The 21,539-nt window shown below is 44.3% G+C and carries 19 protein-coding genes; 13 read left to right on the plus strand and 6 right to left on the minus strand.

Features of this window, described 5'->3' with window-relative positions; all coding sequences use genetic code 11:
* Nucleotides 1–87: 87 nt before the first annotated feature.
* Nucleotides 88–1,254 carry an ADP-forming succinate--CoA ligase subunit beta gene (sucC, locus tag R7P74_RS16460; protein WP_005382179.1) on the plus strand — a complete coding sequence of 389 codons (1,167 nt, stop codon included), beginning with the start codon at nt 88–90 and terminating at the stop codon, nt 1,252–1,254.
* A complete protein-coding gene (gene sucD / locus R7P74_RS16465) occupies nt 1,254–2,126 on the plus strand; it encodes a succinate--CoA ligase subunit alpha (RefSeq protein WP_005382181.1) in 873 nt (290 codons plus the stop codon). Before sucC ends, sucD begins: the two co-directional genes overlap by 1 nt.
* 119 nt (nt 2,127–2,245) lie before the next feature.
* On the opposite strand, the gene znuB is transcribed toward sucD, so the two are convergent.
* The gene (znuB, locus tag R7P74_RS16470) at nt 2,246–3,031 is read right to left on the minus strand and encodes a zinc ABC transporter permease subunit ZnuB (protein ID WP_005382183.1); all 786 of its coding nucleotides are present in this window, start codon (nt 3,029–3,031) and stop codon (nt 2,246–2,248) included.
* On the minus strand, nt 3,024–3,812 hold the full coding sequence (gene znuC / locus R7P74_RS16475) for a zinc ABC transporter ATP-binding protein ZnuC (RefSeq protein ID WP_005382185.1): 789 nt from the start codon (nt 3,810–3,812) through the stop codon (nt 3,024–3,026). The genes znuB and znuC overlap by 8 nt, the downstream gene beginning before the upstream one ends.
* A 78-nt stretch (nt 3,813–3,890) precedes the next feature.
* Here znuC and znuA point away from each other — a divergent pair, with 78 nt between their 5' ends.
* The 5 genes from znuA (at nt 3,891) to R7P74_RS16500 (ending at nt 11,921) form a co-directional block, all read left to right on the plus strand.
* A complete protein-coding gene (znuA, locus tag R7P74_RS16480; protein WP_167415070.1) occupies nt 3,891–4,778 on the plus strand; it encodes a zinc ABC transporter substrate-binding protein ZnuA in 888 nt (295 codons plus the stop codon).
* Between the two features lie 202 nt (nt 4,779–4,980).
* Entirely contained in the window at nt 4,981–8,358 is a 3,378-nt protein-coding gene (locus R7P74_RS16485) for a helix-turn-helix domain-containing protein (RefSeq protein ID WP_318122976.1), read from the plus strand.
* A gap of 832 nt (nt 8,359–9,190) precedes the next feature.
* On the plus strand, nt 9,191–9,436 hold the full coding sequence (locus R7P74_RS16490) for a FeoA family protein (protein WP_065274263.1): 246 nt from the start codon (nt 9,191–9,193) through the stop codon (nt 9,434–9,436).
* Nucleotides 9,418–11,694: a Fe(2+) transporter permease subunit FeoB gene (gene feoB, locus R7P74_RS16495; protein ID WP_226083839.1), complete on the plus strand. Its 2,277-nt coding sequence runs from the start codon at nt 9,418–9,420 to the stop codon at nt 11,692–11,694. The genes R7P74_RS16490 and feoB overlap by 19 nt, the downstream gene beginning before the upstream one ends.
* Nucleotides 11,691–11,921, plus strand: coding sequence for a FeoC-like transcriptional regulator (locus tag R7P74_RS16500; RefSeq protein WP_053303289.1), 231 nt, complete (start codon nt 11,691–11,693; stop codon nt 11,919–11,921). The genes feoB and R7P74_RS16500 overlap by 4 nt, the downstream gene beginning before the upstream one ends.
* Nucleotides 11,922–12,029: 108 nt before the next feature.
* Here R7P74_RS16500 and R7P74_RS16505 read toward each other — a convergent pair whose 3' ends face one another.
* The 3 genes from R7P74_RS16505 to argS form a co-directional block, all read right to left on the minus strand.
* Entirely contained in the window at nt 12,030–12,551 is a 522-nt protein-coding gene (locus tag R7P74_RS16505; RefSeq protein WP_042523163.1) for a YqhA family protein, read from the minus strand.
* Between the two features lie 150 nt (nt 12,552–12,701).
* The gene (locus R7P74_RS16510) at nt 12,702–13,130 is read right to left on the minus strand and encodes an HIT family protein (protein ID WP_005446436.1); all 429 of its coding nucleotides are present in this window, start codon (nt 13,128–13,130) and stop codon (nt 12,702–12,704) included.
* 125 nt (nt 13,131–13,255) lie between these two features.
* Complete coding sequence (gene argS, locus R7P74_RS16515; protein ID WP_262597931.1) at nt 13,256–14,989, minus strand: arginine--tRNA ligase; 1,734 nt, start codon at nt 14,987–14,989, stop codon at nt 13,256–13,258.
* Between the two features lie 220 nt (nt 14,990–15,209).
* On the opposite strand from argS, the gene R7P74_RS16520 reads away from it, so the two are divergent.
* Entirely contained in the window at nt 15,210–15,809 is a 600-nt protein-coding gene (locus R7P74_RS16520) for a VOC family protein (protein WP_262597933.1), read from the plus strand.
* Between the two features lie 74 nt (nt 15,810–15,883).
* On the opposite strand, the gene purU is transcribed toward R7P74_RS16520, so the two are convergent.
* Nucleotides 15,884–16,717, minus strand: coding sequence for a formyltetrahydrofolate deformylase (purU, locus tag R7P74_RS16525; RefSeq protein WP_005382206.1), 834 nt, complete (start codon nt 16,715–16,717; stop codon nt 15,884–15,886).
* Nucleotides 16,718–16,935: 218 nt separating this feature from the next.
* Here purU and R7P74_RS16530 point away from each other — a divergent pair, with 218 nt between their 5' ends.
* Genes R7P74_RS16530 through R7P74_RS16550 form a run of 5 tightly spaced genes read left to right on the plus strand, consistent with a single transcriptional unit; the run spans nt 16,936 to nt 21,433 of the window.
* Nucleotides 16,936–18,876, plus strand: a complete 1,941-nt coding sequence (locus R7P74_RS16530; RefSeq protein WP_005382210.1) for an ATP-dependent DNA helicase — start codon at nt 16,936–16,938, stop codon at nt 18,874–18,876.
* Between the two features lie 29 nt (nt 18,877–18,905).
* A complete protein-coding gene (gene tsaB / locus R7P74_RS16535; protein WP_154204748.1) occupies nt 18,906–19,607 on the plus strand; it encodes a tRNA (adenosine(37)-N6)-threonylcarbamoyltransferase complex dimerization subunit type 1 TsaB in 702 nt (233 codons plus the stop codon).
* Nucleotides 19,608–19,667: 60 nt separating this feature from the next.
* Entirely contained in the window at nt 19,668–19,973 is a 306-nt protein-coding gene (locus R7P74_RS16540) for a hypothetical protein (RefSeq protein ID WP_047102883.1), read from the plus strand.
* 41 nt (nt 19,974–20,014) lie between these two features.
* The gene (locus R7P74_RS16545; RefSeq protein WP_258644889.1) at nt 20,015–20,572 is read left to right on the plus strand and encodes a Slp family lipoprotein; all 558 of its coding nucleotides are present in this window, start codon (nt 20,015–20,017) and stop codon (nt 20,570–20,572) included.
* Between the two features lie 6 nt (nt 20,573–20,578).
* Complete coding sequence (locus R7P74_RS16550) at nt 20,579–21,433, plus strand: alpha/beta fold hydrolase (protein ID WP_047102882.1); 855 nt, start codon at nt 20,579–20,581, stop codon at nt 21,431–21,433.
* Nucleotides 21,434–21,539: the final 106 nt, after the last annotated feature.

The following is a 21,539-nucleotide window of genomic DNA, read 5'->3' on the forward strand; positions in this document are numbered from 1 at the left end:
GAAGACCCTACAGACGTACAAGCAGCCAAGACTGCAGCGTTATGGAAATAATAAATCCCTTAAGGGAAAAACAAACGGAATATCGAAATGAATTTGCATGAATACCAAGCCAAACAGCTGTTTGCAGAATTCGGTTTGCCTGTGCCAGAAGGCTACGCGTGTGATACACCACAAGAAGCTTTTGAAGCCGCAGGCCGTATCAGTACAGCCAAGAAAGTAGTTAAATGTCAGGTTCACGCTGGTGGCCGTGGTAAAGCGGGTGGCGTAGAGCTACACGATACAAAAGAAGGCGTTAAAGAGTTTGCACAGAAGTGGTTAGGTAAAAACCTAGTAACTTACCAAACAGACGCAAATGGTCAGCCAGTAACAAAAATCCTTGTTGAAGAAGCTTCAAATATTGCGAACGAACTATACCTAGGTGCGGTAGTTGACCGTGCTAGCCGTAAGATCGTTTTCATGGCTTCTACCGAAGGTGGTGTGGAAATTGAAAAAGTTGCGGAAGAAACGCCGGAACTCATCCACAAAGCAGCAATTGACCCACTAGTAGGTCCACAAGCTTACCAAGGTCGTGAGCTAGCGTTCAAACTTGGTCTTGAAGGCGACCAAATCAAACAATTCGTTAAGATCTTTATGGGTCTTGGCACTATGTTCTCTCAGTACGATCTTGCTCTGCTAGAGATCAACCCACTTGTGATTACCGGCGAAGGCAACTTGCTATGTCTTGACGGTAAGATCAACATCGACTCAAACGCACTGTATCGTCAGCCTAAGCTTCGTGAAATGCATGATCCTTCACAAGAAGATGAGCGTGAAGCACACGCAGCTCAGTGGGAGCTGAACTACGTAGCACTAGACGGTAACGTTGGCTGTATGGTTAACGGTGCAGGCCTAGCAATGGGTACGATGGATATCGTAAACCTACACGGCGGCAAACCAGCTAACTTCTTAGATGTAGGTGGCGGCGCGACGAAAGAGCGTGTTGCTGAAGCATTCAAGATCATCCTATCTGATGACAATGTGAAAGCGGTACTTGTTAACATCTTCGGTGGTATTGTACGTTGTGACATGATCGCAGAAGGTATTATCGGTGCGGTTAAAGAGGTAGGCGTAAGCGTACCTGTTGTTGTTCGTCTTGAAGGTACTAATGCTGACCTAGGTCGCGAAGTTCTTGCTAATTCTGATGTTGATATCATTGCTGCTGAGTCGCTAACTGATGCTGCTCAGAAAGTTGTTGCTGCTGCGGAGGCTAAATAATGTCTGTATTAATTAACAAAGACACTAAAGTAATCTGTCAGGGGTTCACTGGTGGTCAAGGTACTTTCCACTCAGAGCAAGCTATCGCATACGGTACGCAAATGGTTGGTGGTGTGTCTCCAGGTAAAGGCGGCCAAACTCACCTAGGTCTTCCTGTATTCAACACAGTTCGTGAAGCAGTAGAAGCGACTGGTGCAACAGCGACAGTCATCTACGTACCAGCACCTTTCTGTAAAGATGCAATCCTAGAAGCGATTGACGCGGGTATCGAGCTAATCGTAACGATTACTGAAGGTATCCCTACTACAGATATGATCGACGTGAAAGTGAAGCTAGAAGAAACTGGCGTTCGCATGATCGGTCCTAACTGTCCGGGTGTTATCACTCCTGATGAGTGTAAGATCGGTATCATGCCTGGTCACATTCACAAGAAAGGCAAAGTAGGTATCGTATCTCGTAGCGGTACTCTAACTTACGAAGCAGTTAAACAAACCACTGACGAAGGTTTCGGCCAGTCTACTTGTGTTGGTATCGGTGGTGACCCAATCCCGGGTTCAAACTTCATTGATATCCTAAAACTGTTCCAAGAAGACCCTGAGACAGAAGCGATCGTTATGATCGGTGAGATCGGTGGTACTGCAGAAGAAGAAGCAGCAGCATACATTAAAGAAAATGTAACGAAGCCAGTGGTTTCTTACATTGCTGGTGTAACTGCACCTCCTGGTAAGCGTATGGGCCATGCTGGTGCGATTATCTCTGGTGGTAAAGGTACTGCTGAAGACAAATTTGCTGCACTAGAAGCGGCTGGCGTTAAAACTGTGAAATCTCTAGCAGAGATCGGCCAAGGTCTACGTGAAGTGACGGGTTGGTAATCGACCACACTACTTAATAAGTATTAAAAAGCCTGCGACTTCGCAGGCTTTTCTTTTTCCGTTCCCGTGGGTTTATGTTTGTTGTTAGCAAGGTCTTTCGCGTTTAATACTCAATGCGATTACGCTTTGCTTTTAATCAGCTGGCTCAGCATAAATAAGGATGTTGCGCTGATCACTACGGAAGGGCCGGCCGGTGTATCGAAGTGCCATGATAGGCTAAGCCCCATCAGTACTGCCACTGAGCCAATAATGGATGCGAACAATGCCATTTGCTCTGGTGATGAAGAGACTTTACGTGCTGTTGCTGCTGGGATAATTAGGAGCGAAGTCATGATCAACGCGCCAACGAACTTCATACCTACTGCGATTACTACACCCACCATTAGCATTAACACCAATCTAACTAAGTCTGTATTCACGCCCTCAACAGCGGCAAGTTCTTCACTAACAGTGCTAGAAAGCAGTGGGCGCCAGAAGACGTACAAACACGCACTTACCGCAACAACACCTGCGTAAATAAACATCAGATCTTGTGGAGAGACGGCAAGTAAGTCCCCAAATAGGTAGCTCATTAAATCGACGCGCACGTTTTCCAAAAAGCTAACCGATACTAAACCGATAGAGAGTGCACTGTGTGCCAAGATACCTAACAACGTGTCTGTAGCCACAAGTTGTTGCTTTTGCAGAGTGACAAGCAAAACGGCCAGAGCTAAACAGCAGACGAGTAGCGCAAGGTAGAGATTTACGTTGAGCAAGAAGCCCAGCGCTAGGCCCATTAACGATGCATGAGCTAGGGTATCTCCGAAGTAAGCCATTTTACGCCAAACGACAAATGACCCAAGTGGACCGGCAATGATCGCGATACCAATACCAGCAAGAATAGAAGGTAGGAGAAACTCAATCATGATGGTGATGTCCGTGTTTATGGTGGGAGCATGATGTCGCATCACCGCTTACTGGCGTTCCGGATAAATCGTGATGATGGTGCTCATGGTCGTGATGATAAAACGCGAGAGACTCTCTCGCAGCATTGCCAAATAGTGCGATGTAAGAAGGGTGCTGAGTAATAGTGGCAGGTGAACCTGAGCAGCAAACATGGTGATGCAGACAAATAACATCGTCCGTTTTCGCCATCACTAAATGTAAGTCATGCGACACCATAAATACGCCACAATCAAAGCGGTGACGAATGCTCTCAATTAAGTCATAGAGATCGATTTGACCTTGGATATCCACACCCTGAGCTGGTTCGTCTAATACCAACAGCTGAGGACGCTGAAGCAGAGCGCGCGCCAGTAACACTCGTTGGTTTTCACCACCGGATAAGCGATGCATATTACTATTAAGTAAATGTTCAGCGCCAACAAGCCTTAATGCATCAATGCACTCCTGCTTACTGTATTTTCCTGCTAAATTTAGGAAGCGGGTTACATTCAATGGAAGGGAGTCATTGAGCTTCAACTTTTGAGGAACGTAACCAATTTTCAGTTTTCTTTGTCGGTTCAACTTGCCGCTAGTCGGCTTTTGAAGACCTAAGATAACTTTGACTAACGTTGATTTTCCCGCTCCATTGGGACCAATTAGGGTAGTTATTTTGCCCTTTTCTAATTCCATACTAATGTTATCGAGAACTCTGCGGCCATCGAACTCGACGCATAACTGCTCAAGATGGACTAAGGAAGACATGAATGAAACTCATTTGCAAATCAATAATGTTATAATGTAACATTATCTCACTTTCCACGCCATATCCCAAGTAAAACTATGAAAAGAGCATTAATTCTTGCTGCCTCAGCAATGTTAACACTGCCAGCACAGGCGGTAACGGTACTGACGAGTATCAAACCTATTCAGTTGTTAGTAACAGAGCTTACTCAAGGAGTAACTACACCAGACGTGCTATTGCAGTCTAACACATCACCCCATGACTATGCTTTGCGTCCATCGGATGTTAAAAAGGTCGCTTCGGCTGATTTGGTTATCTGGTACGGACATGATCTTGAACCGTTTCTAGAGAAAGTTGTTTCGGATAGATCGAATACTTTGACTATTAGTCAAATTCCAAATCTAGAATTGCGTGAATTTGATAGTGAGCACAACCATGACCATGATGGGCACGATCATGGCTCACATGATCCGCACTTTTGGCTAGGTGTAAGCCAAGCACAACAAGTGGCCAAGGCTGTTGTGAATCAACTTGTGTCACTTGATCCGGAAAATGCAGCTCAATATCAAGCGAACCTCAAAAAGTTTGAACTCGAGCTAAAAGACACTGACCAACAGATAAAGCAGAAGCTGGCACCAGTAAAAAACAAAGGTTACTTTGTATTCCATGATGCTTACGGTTATTTCGAAGATCGTTATGAACTAAATCAAATGGGGCATTTTACTGTGAGCCCAGAACGCAAGCCAGGAGCGAAGACCTTAATTCAAATTCGTCAAAAGCTAAGTGGTGGAGATGTGGCTTGTGTATTTTCTGAACCTCAGTTTACTCCGGCTGTCGTTCAGAGTGTAATGAGAGGCAGTGATGTCGCTAAAGGCGAGCTTGACCCGTTAGGGAGCACAATTGAAGCAAAACCTGGCAGTTACTTTACTTTTCTCAACAATATGGCGAATAGTTTTGAGCAATGCTTGAACAAAAAGTCAGATTAAGTGCTGTCGTAATGTAGGAGTAGTCTTTTTAACGTGATCCAGTAGTAAGAATTACAACCTTTGGTAAGGCGAGCCTTTTCTCAGAAAGTAATTGAGATATCATTACCAATAATTATCAGCTCAAAATAACCGTATCAATCCATGTTTTACAAACGATGAACGGTCACTTTCCGAGCACAAATTGATACAAAAGGTTTTCGTCTTGCTACGCCAATTAGCCCTTGCTCTGTTGGGCTTTGTCTTATCCTACCAAGCATTTGCGCTTCATAATGCAAATGCAATCTTTTACCCTTTGCCAACTCAGGCAAAGGGTACTTTTATCGCGGCTAAAAAGTTGTTCTTGGGTGAAAAGGGCGGTTTGTGGATTCATGACGTACACGGACGAGTCCTGTTTTACGATGGTCAAACTATATTGCCTAAATCAGGTAGCTTCCTACAAACGTCGGCTAAGCAGTTGGCTTATCATAAAGGTGCTTTTTGGACCTTTATTGAAAATGAGGTCTATCGAACCTATCCAAATCAGGAACGACGTTTAGTCTTTAGTTTAAATCCAGGCTCACAAATAAGAAAAATAGGGTCTTCAAAGAACTATATTTGGGTGAGTGATGGCGCGCATTTCTATACCTACAATATCGACACTAGCGAGTTAAACTCTTTCTCTCTATTGCAGCTCTATCAACATAGTAATAATAGCTACGTTTACATTAATGATGCGGTGCTAGTTGAAACCAAGTGGGCACTAGCAACGACTTCCGGCTTCTATCTTTCTGAAGGTGATAAGTTTGACCATGTCGCTGCCTCAGGTCAAAACTACATTGAGAAAGTCTATTATTCACACACGCGAAGAGAAATTTTGATAGGTACATTGCGTGGCGCTTTAATTTTCAACATTTACCAGCCTGATAAAGAAGTGATTAGAATTGGCGGCTCACATGTTTTGACATTCGCAGAGACAAATCAAGAGTATTGGGTGGGGACCGAGCATGGTCTTTATTTGTACTCATTTTTTTCAGGTGAGGTCACCGAAGTCGCGCCTGCAAGTTTTCTTGAGTTAGAGTTAGATAACACGAAGATTTATTCGTTGTTGAGCGACAATATGGGAGGGATGTGGATTGCGACTAACCAAGGTATTCGTTATTACTCGCTATTTAGTAAAAAATTTGAACGAGTGACCTTTAGTAGTTATGACTCACACACCCTATCAGGACGAATTCGGCAAACTATTGAAGGTCCTGATGGTGCGCTTTGGTTTGCTGATGACCGAAAGATTTATCGTTCAGGAAAGAGTGGGATTAACCAAGTCTTAGAGTTGGAGTCGCAGATCAATGAATTTGCATTTCAAAACGGTATGCTTTGGCTTGCGACCTCAAAAGGGCTGGAATTATTTGAGCTAAATGGTCTCAACAAGATTACATTTCCTTATTTACAGGTTATGGCCGGACATGCCGTAGAGCATGTGACCGTTGATGGTGATGACCGTCTTTGGGTATCAAGCGGATACCATCTTTACAATGTTGATACTGCTGCACGAAGCGTACGAAACTTTGGAAGTGAGTGGCTAGTAAGTCAGTATTTGCCTGCTAAGGTTACGCGCCTATATGATACTGAAGATGCCCTATTAATAGGCACCGATCATGGCGTATACCAATACAGTAATGACAACATCCAGTTTATCCGTTTTTCAGAAAAGTTTGGTGAATCATTAGACATGACCACGGCGGTTGATGGCAGCCAGTGGTTTGCTTCATCTTATGGTGTGTTTAAAACTGATACACGAAGCGATGAAAAACGTGTTGTTGAAATGAGTGAGCCCAACGCCAGACCTGCTTGCTTGATCAGAGACAGGCAAGGTGTATGGTTAGCTTCCTCTGTCGGTTTAAGCTATTACCACTTTTCGGGTGAGTTAGTGAAACATTACTCATCGTCATCAGGCTTAATGAACAATGAGTTCCTCCCTGGTATTTGTAGCGTTATACAGCAGACAGAAATTGGTGAGCGAGAGCTTGTTCTGGGGTCGAAGTACGGACTCGTAAAAGCAGAAGCATCCAAGCTGCTTGTATCTAATCCCCCAGAGTCTAAGTTTATTGTTAGCCAAGTTGTGCTTGAAAATGAAGTTCTGCAAGTTGGTAGTGCCGATCTGAATGGGCTCACACTGCCATATGGATCTTCGCTGAGTTTTTTATTCGGTGTGATGCCAAAACCAGACAGTCAAAACTTGTACTATCGATTGAACAACGATGACCCATGGCAAACGTTAGAGGGGGGCCAACTGACACTCGAGCACCTTAGTTCCGGTGAATATCACTTGCAGGTCAGTAATGAGTCTCAAGTTGCCACTGGAGTCGTTGGTTTAGAATCTCACTTTATCGTCCTTCATCCTTGGTATCTATCGCGATTTGCTATTTTAGGCTTTGTCGTAGCTAGTATTGCGGTCGTCGCATTACTTGTTTTCTGGCGCTCTCGCTACGTTGTACAGGCTAACCGTGATCTAGCAGCTCAAGTGACTCTCAAAACGAATCAGTTAAGACATCAAAGTAGAGTGTTGCTTACGAGCAACCAGCAATTACGTAAACAGATTCAAGTTAGAAACCTACTCGTAGACCATGTAGCTCTATCCATAAAATCAAGCGTCGACTTTATTGTGGCGAAACTACCTATGCCTCTGGATACTGCGACAGAGGATCATTTGGCTAAAACGAATTGGCAGTTAAATGAACTCAAAAGTGTTCCAAGTGATGTAAGTGGTGGGAGTCAGAACTACAACTTGAGTCAGATAACTCAGTCAGTGGTTGATGTATGGCAAGATGACTTTGCAAAAGCGGGTATTTTGGTAAAGCTAGAAGATGAGAGCAAGCAGAGCCGGGTTGCTCTGGAAAGTTTTAATCTTGATGTTATTTTCAATAGCATTTTTGCCAATATCATCAAGCGCTCTTTCCGAGGTCAAACGGTTAGAATTATGCTAGAAGAGGGGCATGATATTGTGTCATTGAGCTTTCTTGATTACGGGACGCAATTACCTAATAAAGTCGTGACTGGGCTTCCATCTAACTTAAATCACTCTGAGTTGAGTATTGACCACCTTGCCCAACTAGTGACAACGAGTGGTGGTTATTTGGCTGTCTTCTCTTCTGATGCTCAGAACAAAGTCGAGATCACATGGCCATCTGCGAAGGAAAGGAGTTATTTGGATGAACCGCAGCAAGAATTCAATCCTGTAACTATTGCAGAAGATCAAGTCACACCAGAGAAAGAGTGGTTGCAAAAAGTCTATCAATTAGTGGCAGAGCATTACCATGATCCTGAATTTGGCACTGCGTCAGCCGCTAAAATGCTGTATATGTCTGAACGTTCTTTGCAGAGACGTTTTAAATCTGCCTCGTCAAGAACGTTAAAAGACTATGTCACAGAGGTTCGTTTGGAAACGGCGTGTGAACAGTTATTGGCGGGTGAGAAAATCAGTGAAGTCGCCTTTAACTGTGGCTTTAATGATCCATCTTACTTTAGCCAAAAGTTTAAGCTACATTTTGGTTTGCCCCCGTCCAAGTTTGCTTTGACTCAAGAAAGCCAAGAAATTAACTAGAAAACCTTCATTATACGCTCCCTAGTTAATAGTTAAGATGCTGGGGAGCTGCATGCAGTGCTCTATTATTGCTGCAGTTGCTAACGCAGTAAGTTTCATTGTTTCTTCATCACATCTAGCCTACAAATCCATTCTCAACACGTAAGCACGATCACGTTCTATCTGTTAGTCGCGATGTTCATAGCAATAAGCATAAATGGCTTCAAGAGAATGATTTACTTATAGTTGCGACAAATAAATGACAGTTGTATTGCTGTATCAAAAGAGCGTTGTTCATTTGGGTGAATGATGGCATGCGACATTCGTGAAAACGAAAACTGTGTTGAAAAGATGGATAAGGTAAAGAAGTTTTGAAAGAGGTGAAAAAAATATCGTGGTATAGCCGGGGGGACTATACCACGGGTGTCAAGGACACCTTCGCTTGCTGCCGGAGTGACATGTTGCTATGCCACCTCTGGAATTTATTAGAGAGGTTGCCCTCTCGATGGAGTAACTATACGAGAGGTTACTTATTTTTCTTATAAAAATAACGCCATGTTTATATGAGAAAAGCGACAATGTTTGGTTTTTTAATTAAACCATTGTTTTAATTTGATTTTTTTGTTTTCTGTCTTGGTTTGTGACATTTTTGTTTCGTTAGGTGTCATTTTTAATTGTTAATTTTGACGTAAATAACGAGAGGAAATTTACGAAGTTAACGTTTGAAAGCGTGAAAACATTTACGGAATCTTTGATTTCACACAAGGATTGAAGGGGTATAGGGGAGTAATATTGGCAACCTAAACTTATTAAATAATAATATTTCTCATTAGCAATACTCTTAAGGGCCACTATGAAGTTATCAGAGATTAATCCTGGCGATACGGTGACGATTCGGTTGTTAGATGGTCTTTCATCAGATATCAGAAAGAAACTCATGGTAATGGGGCTGCTTCCCAATACAGAAGTCAAAGTGATTCGACGTGCGCCAATGGGCGATCCTTTACAAGTCGAAGTCCGTGGTGTGTCTGTCGCATTGCGAGAAACAATTGCTCAGAAAATTGAAGTGGAGCGAGTGTCATGCAATATCAAGTGCTAACCGTAGGTAACCCTAATAGTGGTAAAACGACGCTATTTAATGGTTTAACTGGCGCAAAACAGCAAGTTGGTAACTGGGCAGGCGTCACGGTTGAAAAGAAAACGGGACAATTCAAGCATGCTGGGGATGAGTTTTTGCTCACTGACCTTCCGGGTATTTACTCATTAGACAGTGGTAATGATAGTAATAGTATTGATGAATCCATCGCATCGCGTGCGGTTCTAACTCATCCTGCTGATCTCATTATTAACGTGGTGGATGCTACAAGTTTAGAGCGCAGCTTATATATGACGCTGCAACTTCGCGAACTTGGTCGCCCTATGATTGTTGTCCTCAACAAGATGGATGCGCTAAAGCGTGAACGTCAGATGATTAACGTTGCAGAGCTTGAGAAAACGTTAGGTTGTCCGGTTGTCAGTTTATCTGCAACCAATAAAACTCAAGTGGCAGAGTTTAAAGAAAAGCTTCATAAATCCATCGTTCAAGGAGTGCCACTTAAGGAATTGTCTTTGCATTACGGTGAGAAGATGGAGTCGGCAATTCAAACGGTTTCCGCACTTTTTAACGACCAAACCGTCGCTCATCGTGCACTAGCGATTCGTGCGCTTGAAAAAGACACAATGGTGCTCAATAGTCTTTCTGATATTGATAGAAGCAAAGTATTGGAAGTCATTACGACGTTAGATTTGGATATCGATTTGCATGTCGCGGATACTAAGTACACGCATCTGCATGAACAGTGTAAAAAAGTTCGCCGAAGCGAAGGCAAGTTAAGTCGTAGTGTGACTGAAAGACTCGACCAGTTTATTTTGAACAAGTGGATTGGAATTCCTTTCTTCTTTGTTGTTATGTACCTGATGTTTATGTTCTCGATTAACATCGGTAGTGCATTTATCGACTTTTTTGACATTGGTGTGGGCGCATTGTTGGTTGATGGTGGGCATCACTTGTTAGACGGTCATTTGCCTGTGTGGTTAGTGACGGTTCTTGCTGATGGTATCGGTGGAGGTATCCAGACGGTTGCAACCTTCATTCCGGTTATCGCGTGTTTGTACCTCTTCCTAGCGGTACTTGAGAGCTCAGGTTACATGGCTCGTGCAGCATTCGTACTAGATAAAGTGATGCAGAAGATCGGCCTACCGGGCAAAGCATTTGTACCGTTGGTTCTTGGTTTTGGCTGTAACGTACCGTCAATCATGGCAACTCGTACTCTAGACCAAGAACGTGAGCGTAAACTGGCTGCCTCTATGGCACCATTTATGTCATGTGGTGCTCGTCTGCCTGTATACGCGCTATTCGCTGCGGCATTCTTCCCAGGTTCTGGCCAGAACATTGTATTCGCACTTTACCTACTTGGTATTGTGGCAGCGATCTTCACAGGTCTTTTCCTTAAGCACACGCTTTACCCAGGTAGCAGCGATAGCCTATTGATGGAAATGCCAGATTACGAGCTTCCGACGCTACAAAACGTGGTGATCAAAACTTGGCAAAAGCTAAAGCGCTTTGTACTTGGTGCAGGTAAAACCATCGTTATCGTTGTTGCTATTCTGAGTTTCTTCAACTCATTGGGGACTGATGGCAGTTTTGGTAACGAAGACAGCGAAAACTCTGTGCTTTCTAAAGCAGCGCAAGTTGTGACTCCAGTATTCTCACCAATCGGTGTTCAAGAAGACAACTGGCCAGCGACCGTAGGTATCATTACTGGTATCTTCGCAAAAGAGGCGGTAGTTGGTACGCTGAACAGTCTATACACTACGCCAAGCGACGGTGAAGACGCAGAATTTGATCTAATGGGCAGCCTAGAAGAGGCAGTAATGAGTATCCCTGAAAACTTAGCCGGTTTGAGCTACTCAGATCCACTAGGTATTGAAGTGGGTGACTTAACTGACTCAAATGCCGTTGCAGAAGAGCAAGAAGTCGATGCTTCTATCTTCGGTAACATCAAATCGCAGTTTGCTTCTGGTAATGCCGCATTTGCTTACCTAATCTTTATCCTACTGTACACACCTTGTGTGGCGGCGATGGGTGCTTACGTACGTGAGTTTGGTCATAAGTTCGCACGCTTTATCGCGGTTTGGACAATGGGTTTGGCTTACCTATGTGCGACGTTCTACAACCAATTGACGCATTTCGCAGATAGCCCAGTAACAAGTGGTATTTGGATGGCTGTGATCGTAGCTATCTTCTTTGGCACATACCGTGTGTTCAAACAAGTTGGTAAGAAACAAAACGGTGCATTAGAGGCGCAAATAGCATGATTTTAAAAGAGCTTTATCAATACATTGCAGACAAAGGAACCGTCTCCCAGTCAGATCTGGCTAAACAGTTTGGGATGAGTGAAGATGGCGCCGACGCGATGTTAAGCGTGTGGATTAAGAAGGGTAAAGTTAGCCGCTTAGTTGACACTAATAAAGCTCATGACGTGACTCGAGTTCGCTACTCAGTGACTAAACAAGATGGTTTGTCTCTGACAGTCACCATGTAGCGACTATCAAAATTAGTCACCTAAAAATTATCACGTAAAAACGACAAAGCCGCATCAGCAATGATGCGGCTTTTATTTTGCTGGTTATTGTTTGTGAATACAGCGAAATTAATGTTCTTCAGAGTGTTTAGTCGCGCCTAACCCTAGGAACTTTAAACCAAGACTTAAAACTAAAATCGAAATAGGTAATGTTAAGATCGTCCAATCTAAGCTGTCGAAGTTAATCAGCACGAGCTCTAAGAACTTCACAAACAAGATCACGATGATGACTTCAGCCAAAATGTTTTTTAGGTGACCGATGTTTGGGGTTCTGATCCAATGCAAAACCGACTGTTCTTGTGTTTTCGCTTTAGCTTTGTTGGAAATAAACAGTGTGTAGATGCCGTGAGCAAAGATGAACAAAACTAGTGCGACAAGAAACGTATCCAGTGATTTGATCAAATATGCGATCGCGATGTCTGCTTTATCTAAATGTGCGAGTGCTTCTGGAGGTGTTTGATTAAGAATGAAGACCGCAAATGCCGAATAGGTTTTTGCTGCGCCCATAAGAAAAAGCAAGAATGAAGCAGCCATAGAACAGATGATGGCGATCCAGCTGACGTATCGGAATGTGTTGAAGACTTGTTTCATGATGACCCTCTCTAACTGAGTTGGCAGTCTAAACAAGTTTTATTCTAGTGATAATCCTAGAAAAATGAGAAAGATTGTTACAAATGCGTATTAATCTTTCTCTGTCTGTTTCAGCCGTATTCAAAGGCGAATTATTTTCGCTGGCAGCGGCTATGCTTTTTGGAAAATAGAGCTCAGTGATAGCACGTTTTTAATACGGCCAAGCAATTCATTTTGCTCTTCTTCTGTACGGAATTCACCTTTGGTGTTGCCCCAAACTGGTCCCGGCCATGCTACGTCATCTTTGAAGCGAGCAATATGGTGAATGTGTAGCTGAGGTACCATGTTACCTAGTGCGCCTAGGTTTAACTTGTCTGGACGGAATGTTGCTTCTAGTGCTTGGCTTACTGCCTGAGACTCTAGCAAAAACTGTTGCTGTTCTTTCATTGGCAAGTGGTGAAGCTCTTTCAGGTTTGCACGTTTTGGTACCAAGATAACCCATGGCACGGCATTGTCTTTATGTAGAAGCGCCACACACAGTGGGAAGTGACCGATAACGGTAGTGTCTTTTGCCAATTGAGGGTGCAGTTCAAAACTCATTATATTATCCGATTTGAATTGAATGACATCAGTATACGCCAGATAAAACAAAAGGTTGACGCTTTCACGCCAACCTTTCGAAATCATCTCGATTCTCGATTCTCGATTCTCGATTCTCGATTTGCTTACATACGCTCTAGAGTATCAATACCTAGTAGAGACAGACCTTGCTTGATGGTCTTCGCTGTTAGGGCTGCTAGTTTCAGACGGCTTTGTTTCACAACTTCGTCTTCAGCAACTAGGATAGGGCATGCTTCGTAGAAGCTAGAGAACTGACCTGCTAGTTCGAATAGGTAGCTACACATGATGTGTGGTTGACCTTCGCGAGCAACGGATTGAACCGCTTCTTCGAACTGCATAAGTTTTGCGATAAGCGCTTTTTCTTTCTCGTCAGTGATCTTAATTTCACCTTGTAGATCATCCATAGAAACGCCTGCTTTAGCGAATACAGATGCTACACGAGTGTAAGCGTATTGCATGTACGGTGCAGTGTTACCTTCGAACGCTAGCATGTTGTCCCAATCGAACACGTAGTCCGTAGTACGGTGCTTAGAAAGGTCTGCGTATTTAACCGCTGCCATTGCAACTGTTTTAGAGATCTTCTCTTTTTCTTCCGCATCTAGTTCAGGGTTTTTAGATTCGATCAGTTGTGCTGCACGAACTTCTGCTTCATCTAGAAGGTCGGCAAGACGAACGGTACCACCCGCACGAGTTTTGAATGGCTTACCATCTTTACCAAGCATCATGCCGAACGCGTGGTGCTCAAGAGATACTGACTCAGGTACGTAGCCTGCCTTACGAACAATTGTCCAAGCTTGCATTAGGTGCTGGTGTTGACGTGAGTCGATGAAGTAAAGCACACGGTCTGCGCTTAGCTCTTCATAACGATATTTTGCACATGCGATGTCTGTTGTTGTGTATAGGAAACCGCCATCGCGTTTTTGAACGATAACGCCCATTGGTTCGCCATCTTTGTTCTTGTATTCATCTAGGAATACAACTTGCGCGCCATCATCTTCAACGGCAAGACCTTGTTCTTTTAGGTCTGCAACGATCTTAGGAAGCATGTCGTTGTACATGCTCTCGCCCATCACGTCGTCACGAGTCAGTGACACGTTTAGACGGTCGTAGTTGCGCTGGTTTTGGATCATGGTTACATCAACGAGTTTTTTCCACATTTCTGCACAGTACTCGTCACCGCTTTGCAGTTTCACAACGTAGTTTCGCGCTTTCACTGCGAATTCTTCGTCTTCGTCGTACAGTTTCTTAGACTCACGGTAGAAGCCTTCAAGGTCAGCCAGTTCCATAGAAACTTCGCCAGACTCTTGTTGTACACGCTCAAGGTTTGCGATAAGCATACCGAACTGAGTACCCCAGTCACCGATGTGGTTCGCACGGATCACTTTGTGACCTAGGAACTCAAGAGTACGTACTACTGCATCACCGATGATGGTTGAACGTAGGTGACCAACGTGCATTTCTTTAGCAACGTTTGGTGCAGAGTAGTCAGCAACGATAGTTTGAGCTTCGTCTGCTGCAACGCCAAGACGTGAGTCAGCCAGTGCTGCTTCCGCTTGTTTTGCTAGGAACTCTTCGCTTAGGAAAATGTTGATGAAACCAGGACCAGCGATTTCTGTCTTGCTCGCAATACCATCTAGATCTAGAACATCCAGTACTTTCTGTGCAAATTCTCGTGGGTTAGTACCCAGTTTTTTAGCAACGCCCATTACGCCGTTTGCTTGGTAGTCACCAAATTGTGGCTTTGCTGATTGGCGTACTGCTGCAGGACTGCCTGCAGGTGCGCCAGCGGCTTCTAGAGCCTGAGATACTTTGTCATTAATAAGTGCTTGGATATTCACACGCGTTTCCTTCAATTCAAGGACGAAGAACTCGGCGAAGTAAGTGCCGAGTTCTGTTGGAGTTCACAAAAATGGGGCTAATGATAACAACTTTATTGCTTTTCATACAGAGAGGAATTGGGGAAATTTATACTTTTTCGATTGAATGGAAATGTGGTTTGGTTTGCGTTTACTATTGCGCTCAGAGTAATAAGATAAATCGCCCCAAAAGAGAACCACAATGACGACTCAACTAGTTGAAAAACGCCTAGCGCCTAAATTGATGATCCAAGATCTGGATGCATTTATGGCGAAGATTGAAGAGCTTGCATCCCTGTTAAAACTGGATCTGAGCTTTGCTCAAGCTGACCATATTGCGCTGCGAATTAATGATACTGAAACAGCAAAAGCCGCGCATGAAGCATGGAATCAATACGGTAAGGTGATTTCACAAGCGAAAATCAACGGTCGTCCAATCATCGTTATCGAATTCGACAAAGCGTTGGAAAGCCGTGGTTGGAAGATTGAGTGTCTGGAACTGCCATACCCTGCGGAAGGCAAAATCTACCCAAATGAAAGCTGGGAACATGTGGAGTTCGTGATTCCATCTCATGCTGAAACCGCAGACGCGTTTCTTGCTGATTTGAAACACACTTACCCAGCGTTTGGCGCGCGTTTTGACGAGTTGGAAGAGCTGGGTGTGAAGAGCAAATTGTCGAGCCCGAAAGGGGAAGGCGAACGCTTGAACAACCCAACGGTGGCGTTTAAGTACCAAGACATTTGTATCAAACTGCACCCGCATTCACTTAAGCGTATTGTGGAGTCTGAGCAGGCTGAATAAGCAAGTTTTGAACGACTAGAAAGAAGAAAGGTTTGCAAATGAGCAACCCTTTCTTTCATTCAAAAGCGATGAACTTAAAGGATCACTGTCTTATTCCCATAAACAAAGACGTGGTCATTGATCACTTTATTCAAAGCCTTACTCAATACGTTCTTCTCTACATCGCGTCCCGCTTGCGCCATATCTTGGGCATTGAATGTATGGTCGACAGGAATTACGTCTTGCTTGATGATCGGCCCTTCATCTAAATCATTAGTCACGAAGTGTGCTGTTGCACCGATGATTTTCACACCGCGATCGTAAGCTTGTTGATATGGCTTCGCGCCAATAAAAGCAGGTAAGAAGCTGTGGTGAATATTAATGATTTTGTGGTGATATTTCTCAACAAACGTCGGCGTTAATACGCGCATGTATTTAGCTAGCACCAAAAAGTCAGCATCGTATTGATCGATCACTTCTAGCATCTTCTGCTCGTGTTCTTCACGGCTAAGATTTTCATGGGTCACATGGTGGTAAGGAATGTCGAAGCGCTCAGTGAGAGTTTGCAGTTTGTCGTAATTCCCCACCACAGCGGCGATCTCAACATCTAGGCTTCCATCGTAGGTTTTCATCAGAATATCGCCTAAACAATGCGCTTCTTTTGTGACGAGAATGACGATGCGCTTACGGCGAGAGCCAACCAATTTACGCTTAGCACCTTGCGGGAGAGCTTGGTCCAAGTCGGCAAGAAACGTTTGATCGTTGAAGTACCCCTCCAACTCCGTTCTCATGAAAAAGTGGCCACTGGTATTATCAACAAATTCGTTATTGTGAACGATGTTGAGTTGGTGCTTGTAACAGATATTAGTAATTTTCGAGATGAGACCCGGGGCGTCAGAACAGTGAGTCAACAGTGTTTTCTTTTCCATAAATCAGGTACTTCCATGCATTAATATTTTAGCGTACGAATTTGTTATTATTCCCTGGCGGGTGTAACTGTACAGCCATGTTTCACCATAAATAATCTATTCTTACGTTGGTTTCAACAAAATATCCGCGTGTCGCCGCAAGCTGGTCAGATTGTGGGCTGATGTCACTCCTATTCCTCTGATATACTCTCGATAATTTTTCAAACTCAATACCAAGCATGATCGCAAAAACTTTTTCCTCTGATGGCGCGTTAGGTAAGGCCATTCCTGGCTTTCAAGCTCGTCAGCCACAAATCGATATGGCGGAAGCCGTCAGCAGTGCGATCAAAGATCAAACCCAGTTGGTGGTGGAGGCAGGAACCGGAACCGGTAAGACCTTCGCATACCTAGTCCCTGCGCTGTTGAGCGGTAAAAAAGTGATCATCAGTACAGGCTCGAAAAACTTGCAAGAGCAGTTGTACCATCGTGACTTACCGCTCATGGTCAATGCGCTTGGTTTTTATGGCCAAGTGGCGTTATTAAAAGGGCGTTCTAATTATCTGTGTTTGGATCGTTTGAGCCGCCAAATGGTCGAAAGCCACACTAATGAATCTGACCCGACGTTATTAACTCAACTGGTTAAAGTGCGTGCTTGGTCATCAGAAACCAAAACAGGTGACCTTGGGGATTGTGATGATCTACCAGAAGACAGCATGATCATTCCGACCATCACCTCAACCAATGATAACTGTTTAGGTAAAGAATGTCCGAGCTACACTGATTGCTTTGTATTGAAAGCGCGTAAGCGAGCCATGGATTCCGACATTGTTGTAGTGAACCATCACTTGTTTCTTGCTGATTTAGCGATCAAAGAAACAGGATTCGGTGAACTGATTCCAGAAGCCGATGTGTTTATCTTTGATGAAGCTCATCAGTTGCCAGATATTGCGAGCGAATATTTCGGCCAGTCAGTTTCAAGCCGCCAAATTCACGATCTTGCCAAAGACATTGAAATAGCCTATCGCACCGAAGCCAAAGATATGCGTCAATTGCAAAAAGTGGGCGACAAACTCATGCAAAGCGCAATGGACATGCGGATTGTATTGGGTGAGCCAGGCTTTCGTGGCAACTGGCGTGAGGCGTTGCAATCAGGTTCTATTAAGCGAGAATTATTGCGCTTAACTGACAGCCTCGAATTGGCGATTGATGTACTCAAAATAGCTTTAGGGCGCAGTCAATTACTGGATACGGCCTTTGAACGAGCCAATTTGATCAAAGGCCGTATCGACCGGGTATGTGATGTCGATATTACCGGTTACTCATACTGGTACGATACCTCACCTCGTCATTTCGCTCTGCACATTACGCCTCTTTCTGTCGCGGACAAGTTCCATGAGCAAATAGAGATTAAACAAGGCGCGTGGATTTTCACGTCAGCAACCCTAGCTGTATCGGGCGACTTCAAGCACTTTACTGAGCGCCTTGGCCTCAAGCCTACAAAGCAATTTTCTCTGCCGTCCCCCTTTGATTATCAAAAACAAGCGCGCCTTTGTGTGCCAAGGTATTTGCCAGAGCCAAACAGTAACGGCTTAGCGGATAAGTTAGTCCGAATGCTTGCTCCGGTGATTGAAGAAAATGATGGTCGCTGCTTCTTTTTATGTACCTCGCACAGCATGATGCGTGAACTAGGTGAGAAGTTCCGAGAAGTACTTGAGTTGCCTGTGTTAATGCAAGGGGAGATGAGTAAGCAGAAAACCTTGGCGGAGTTTATGGAACTGGGTAACGCTTTACTCGTGGCGACGGGCGCTTTCTGGGAAGGGATTGATGTTAGAGGTGATGCGCTGAGCTGTGTTATTATCGACAAATTACCGTTTACCGCCCCTGACGATCCGTTACTCAAAGCCCGTATCGAGGATTGTCGATTACGTGGCGGTGAACCATTTGCTGAAGTACAAATCCCGGATGCAGTGATTACGTTAAAGCAGGGAGTAGGGCGATTAATTCGAGATCAGAAGGATCACGGTGCGTTGATCATTTGTGATAATCGCCTTGTCACGCGAGACTATGGTGGTATTTTCCTCGGAAGCCTACCACCTATCCCAAGGACGCGAGACTTAGATGGAATCAAAGCATTCCTGAAAGCAGAACAATCTGTCACAGACGCAAGTGCTGAGGCATAACCCAATAAATGAAAGTTGTAGAGAGTTAAATGAGCGCAAAAATTCTTGCTATCGATACAGCGACTGAAAACTGTTCAGTTGCGTTGTTGGCTAATGATCAAGTGATTTCACGTAGTGCGGTTGCACCACGCGATCACACCAAAAAAGTACTGCCAATGGTTGACGAAGTACTCAAAGAAGCTGGCCTGACTCTACAAGAGCTGGATGCGTTAGCGTTTGGACGTGGTCCAGGTAGCTTTACTGGTGTTCGTATCGGTATTGGTATCGCACAAGGTTTGGCGTTCGGTGCTGACTTACCTATGATCGGCGTTTCAACGCTGGCTGCAATGGCTCAAGGTAGCTATCGCTTACATGGTGTGACCGATGTCGCTGTGGCCATTGATGCACGTATGGGTGAAGTTTACTGGGCACGTTACACTCGCCAAGCAAACGGTGAGTGGGCAGAGATGGATGCAGAATGCGTAATTCCACCAGCACGTCTCGTTGAAGAAGCACAAGCAGACGACACAACGTGGACGACAGCAGGTACTGGTTGGGATGCCTACCAAGAAGTATTAGCAGACCTACCGTTTAATTTGACGCATGGTGACGTTCTGTACCCTGATTCACAAGACATCGTGATTCTTGCTGAACAAGAATTTAAAAAGGGTAATACCGTGCCGGTCGAAGATTCGAGCCCTGTTTATTTACGTGATAATGTGACATGGAAAAAACTTCCTGGTCGCGAATAGTCCGTTTTTCATTAACCTGACAAAAAGCAGGGCGTTTGCCCTGTATTTTTATGGAGTGCTATGGCGTCGATTAATGGCTTGCCTCCTTCTTTGATTCCAGGTGCAAATCGCACTAATAAAGCCAGTCAAAAGAAGCAGGTAAATAAATCACAAACAAAGCAGCCTGTAGGTCAGCCTTCAAAGGTTGCTAACGCCGTGGCGCACTCCATAAAACACGTGGATGAGTCCCAAATTCACCGAGCTCAAGTGCAATATGACCTTCCTGAAGGGGGCGCACGTAAAGCAATGGAGCAGTACATGGATGTCATGAATCGAGCTAAAAAAGAGGAACTGGCTCAATTACTTGGTGTCGATATTTACGTGTGAGATCTCCCCAGCTTGGGGTTACAAATATTGAAAGGTGGTTTATGAAGGTTTTTGGACGGTTTTTTCTCGCATTATTTGCTTCGGTTGGTTTGTCTGCGTGTAGCTCGTTGCCAGAGGAGCTAAATGCAAGCACAGAATTGGTCGTTACAGACTATAAAGCTTTTGCTGAGTCTCAGGGGCAAGTGAGTGAAGATGTTCGCCTTGGTGGAATCATCGCTAAAGTGGATAACTTTAAAGATAAAACGCGTCTAGAGATTGTAAACCTTCCTATCAGTAAGTCTGGTAAACCTGATATTGATGAAGAGCCTACGGGACGTTTTGTCGCCTATTTTGATGGCTATTTAGAGCCTGTCGCCTTTAGTGAAGGCCGTTTGGTAACGGTTGTAGGCAAAGGAGCAGGGGAAGAAGAAGGAAAGATCGGTGAGCACGGTTACATCTTCCCGGTAATTAAGGGGGAAGGGTACCGTTTATGGAAAATTGAAGAACGTGTACGCATGTATGACTCGCCAACCTACTTTTACCCATGTTACTCGATTAACTGCCGCATGTGGCGTAATGATTTCCCACAAGACGGTAAAGTGATAAAACAGGTCAAATAATCTGCGATGCATGAGCGTCAATTCGAGCTTCCTGCCGGCAAAATGGCAGCCCTTGAGATAGGGAACGAGAAAACGGCTGACTTGTCAGTCGTTTTTCTTCATGGGTGGTTAGATAATGCGGGCAGCTTTAAAGCGCTCATGGAGCAGTTGAACCAACTTAATCCTCACTTACACCTCCTCGCCATCGATCATTTTGGTCACGGTTTATCGAGTCATAAATCTCACGATAATTATTACCCCTTTCACGACTATATTGCCGATTTGTATCAGTTTTTGGACGAATTATCACCAAACAGACTGATATTAGTAGGGCATTCACTTGGTGCTTTAATCGCAAGTTGCTATAGTGCTGCGTTTCCAGAGCAGGTCGAAGGTCTTGTGCAAATTGAGGGAGCAGGACCTCTTACTGAAGAGCCTATTAACAGTTTGCCTCGTCTTCGCGATGGCGTTTTAAGTCGAATAAGACAGCAAAACAAGCCAGAGCGAGCCATTGCCTCCTTCGATCTGGCGTTAAAATTACGCATGCAAGCCAACCAATTAACCGCTGAGCAGCTTCTACCGATAGTCGAGCGTGGAACAGAGCAGCGAGGAGATAAATGGTATTGGCGGCATGACGCCAAGTTAAAATGTGCGTCGCTTTACCGAATGGCGCAAGCGCATGCTAACTCGATTACCAGCCAAATACGTTGTCCTCATTTGATTGTATTAGGCGATCAAGGATTTCAGAATTTACCATCTAACCAAGCTGATTGGGGAGAGAACCCACCGCAAGTGGTTTCTGTCAAGGGTGGTCATCACTGTCATTTAGAGCAAATACTCGAGGTCGCAACGCGAATTCTTGGTGTAGTTAACAAAATTTAAACAAGTGTTTGAGAGTTGCGTGCTCAAGCACGTTCGCTGTGCTGTAATAGCTTTCAAAATAAAAAGGACGCTATTTTTTAGCCAGTTATAAACGAGGAGTAACATC

Source organism: Vibrio sp. 2033 (assembly GCF_033339735.1).

Excerpts from the sequence above, each read along its gene's own strand:
- sucC (WP_005382179.1), top strand. The coding sequence starts at position 88 with ATGAATTTGCATGAATACCAAGCCAAACAGCTGTTTGCAGAATTCGGT.
- sucD (WP_005382181.1), top strand. The coding sequence starts at position 1,254 with ATGTCTGTATTAATTAACAAAGACACTAAAGTAATCTGTCAGGGGTTC.
- znuB (WP_005382183.1), bottom strand. The coding sequence starts at position 3,031 with ATGATTGAGTTTCTCCTACCTTCTATTCTTGCTGGTATTGGTATCGCG.
- znuC (WP_005382185.1), bottom strand. The coding sequence starts at position 3,812 with ATGTCTTCCTTAGTCCATCTTGAGCAGTTATGCGTCGAGTTCGATGGC.
- znuA (WP_167415070.1), top strand. The coding sequence starts at position 3,891 with ATGAAAAGAGCATTAATTCTTGCTGCCTCAGCAATGTTAACACTGCCA.
- R7P74_RS16490 (WP_065274263.1), top strand. The coding sequence starts at position 9,191 with ATGAAGTTATCAGAGATTAATCCTGGCGATACGGTGACGATTCGGTTG.
- feoB (WP_226083839.1), top strand. The coding sequence starts at position 9,418 with ATGCAATATCAAGTGCTAACCGTAGGTAACCCTAATAGTGGTAAAACG.
- R7P74_RS16500 (WP_053303289.1), top strand. The coding sequence starts at position 11,691 with ATGATTTTAAAAGAGCTTTATCAATACATTGCAGACAAAGGAACCGTC.
- R7P74_RS16505 (WP_042523163.1), bottom strand. The coding sequence starts at position 12,551 with ATGAAACAAGTCTTCAACACATTCCGATACGTCAGCTGGATCGCCATC.
- R7P74_RS16510 (WP_005446436.1), bottom strand. The coding sequence starts at position 13,130 with ATGAGTTTTGAACTGCACCCTCAATTGGCAAAAGACACTACCGTTATC.
- R7P74_RS16520 (WP_262597933.1), top strand. The coding sequence starts at position 15,210 with ATGACGACTCAACTAGTTGAAAAACGCCTAGCGCCTAAATTGATGATC.
- purU (WP_005382206.1), bottom strand. The coding sequence starts at position 16,717 with ATGGAAAAGAAAACACTGTTGACTCACTGTTCTGACGCCCCGGGTCTC.
- R7P74_RS16530 (WP_005382210.1), top strand. The coding sequence starts at position 16,936 with ATGATCGCAAAAACTTTTTCCTCTGATGGCGCGTTAGGTAAGGCCATT.
- tsaB (WP_154204748.1), top strand. The coding sequence starts at position 18,906 with ATGAGCGCAAAAATTCTTGCTATCGATACAGCGACTGAAAACTGTTCA.
- R7P74_RS16540 (WP_047102883.1), top strand. The coding sequence starts at position 19,668 with ATGGCGTCGATTAATGGCTTGCCTCCTTCTTTGATTCCAGGTGCAAAT.
- R7P74_RS16545 (WP_258644889.1), top strand. The coding sequence starts at position 20,015 with ATGAAGGTTTTTGGACGGTTTTTTCTCGCATTATTTGCTTCGGTTGGT.
- R7P74_RS16550 (WP_047102882.1), top strand. The coding sequence starts at position 20,579 with ATGCATGAGCGTCAATTCGAGCTTCCTGCCGGCAAAATGGCAGCCCTT.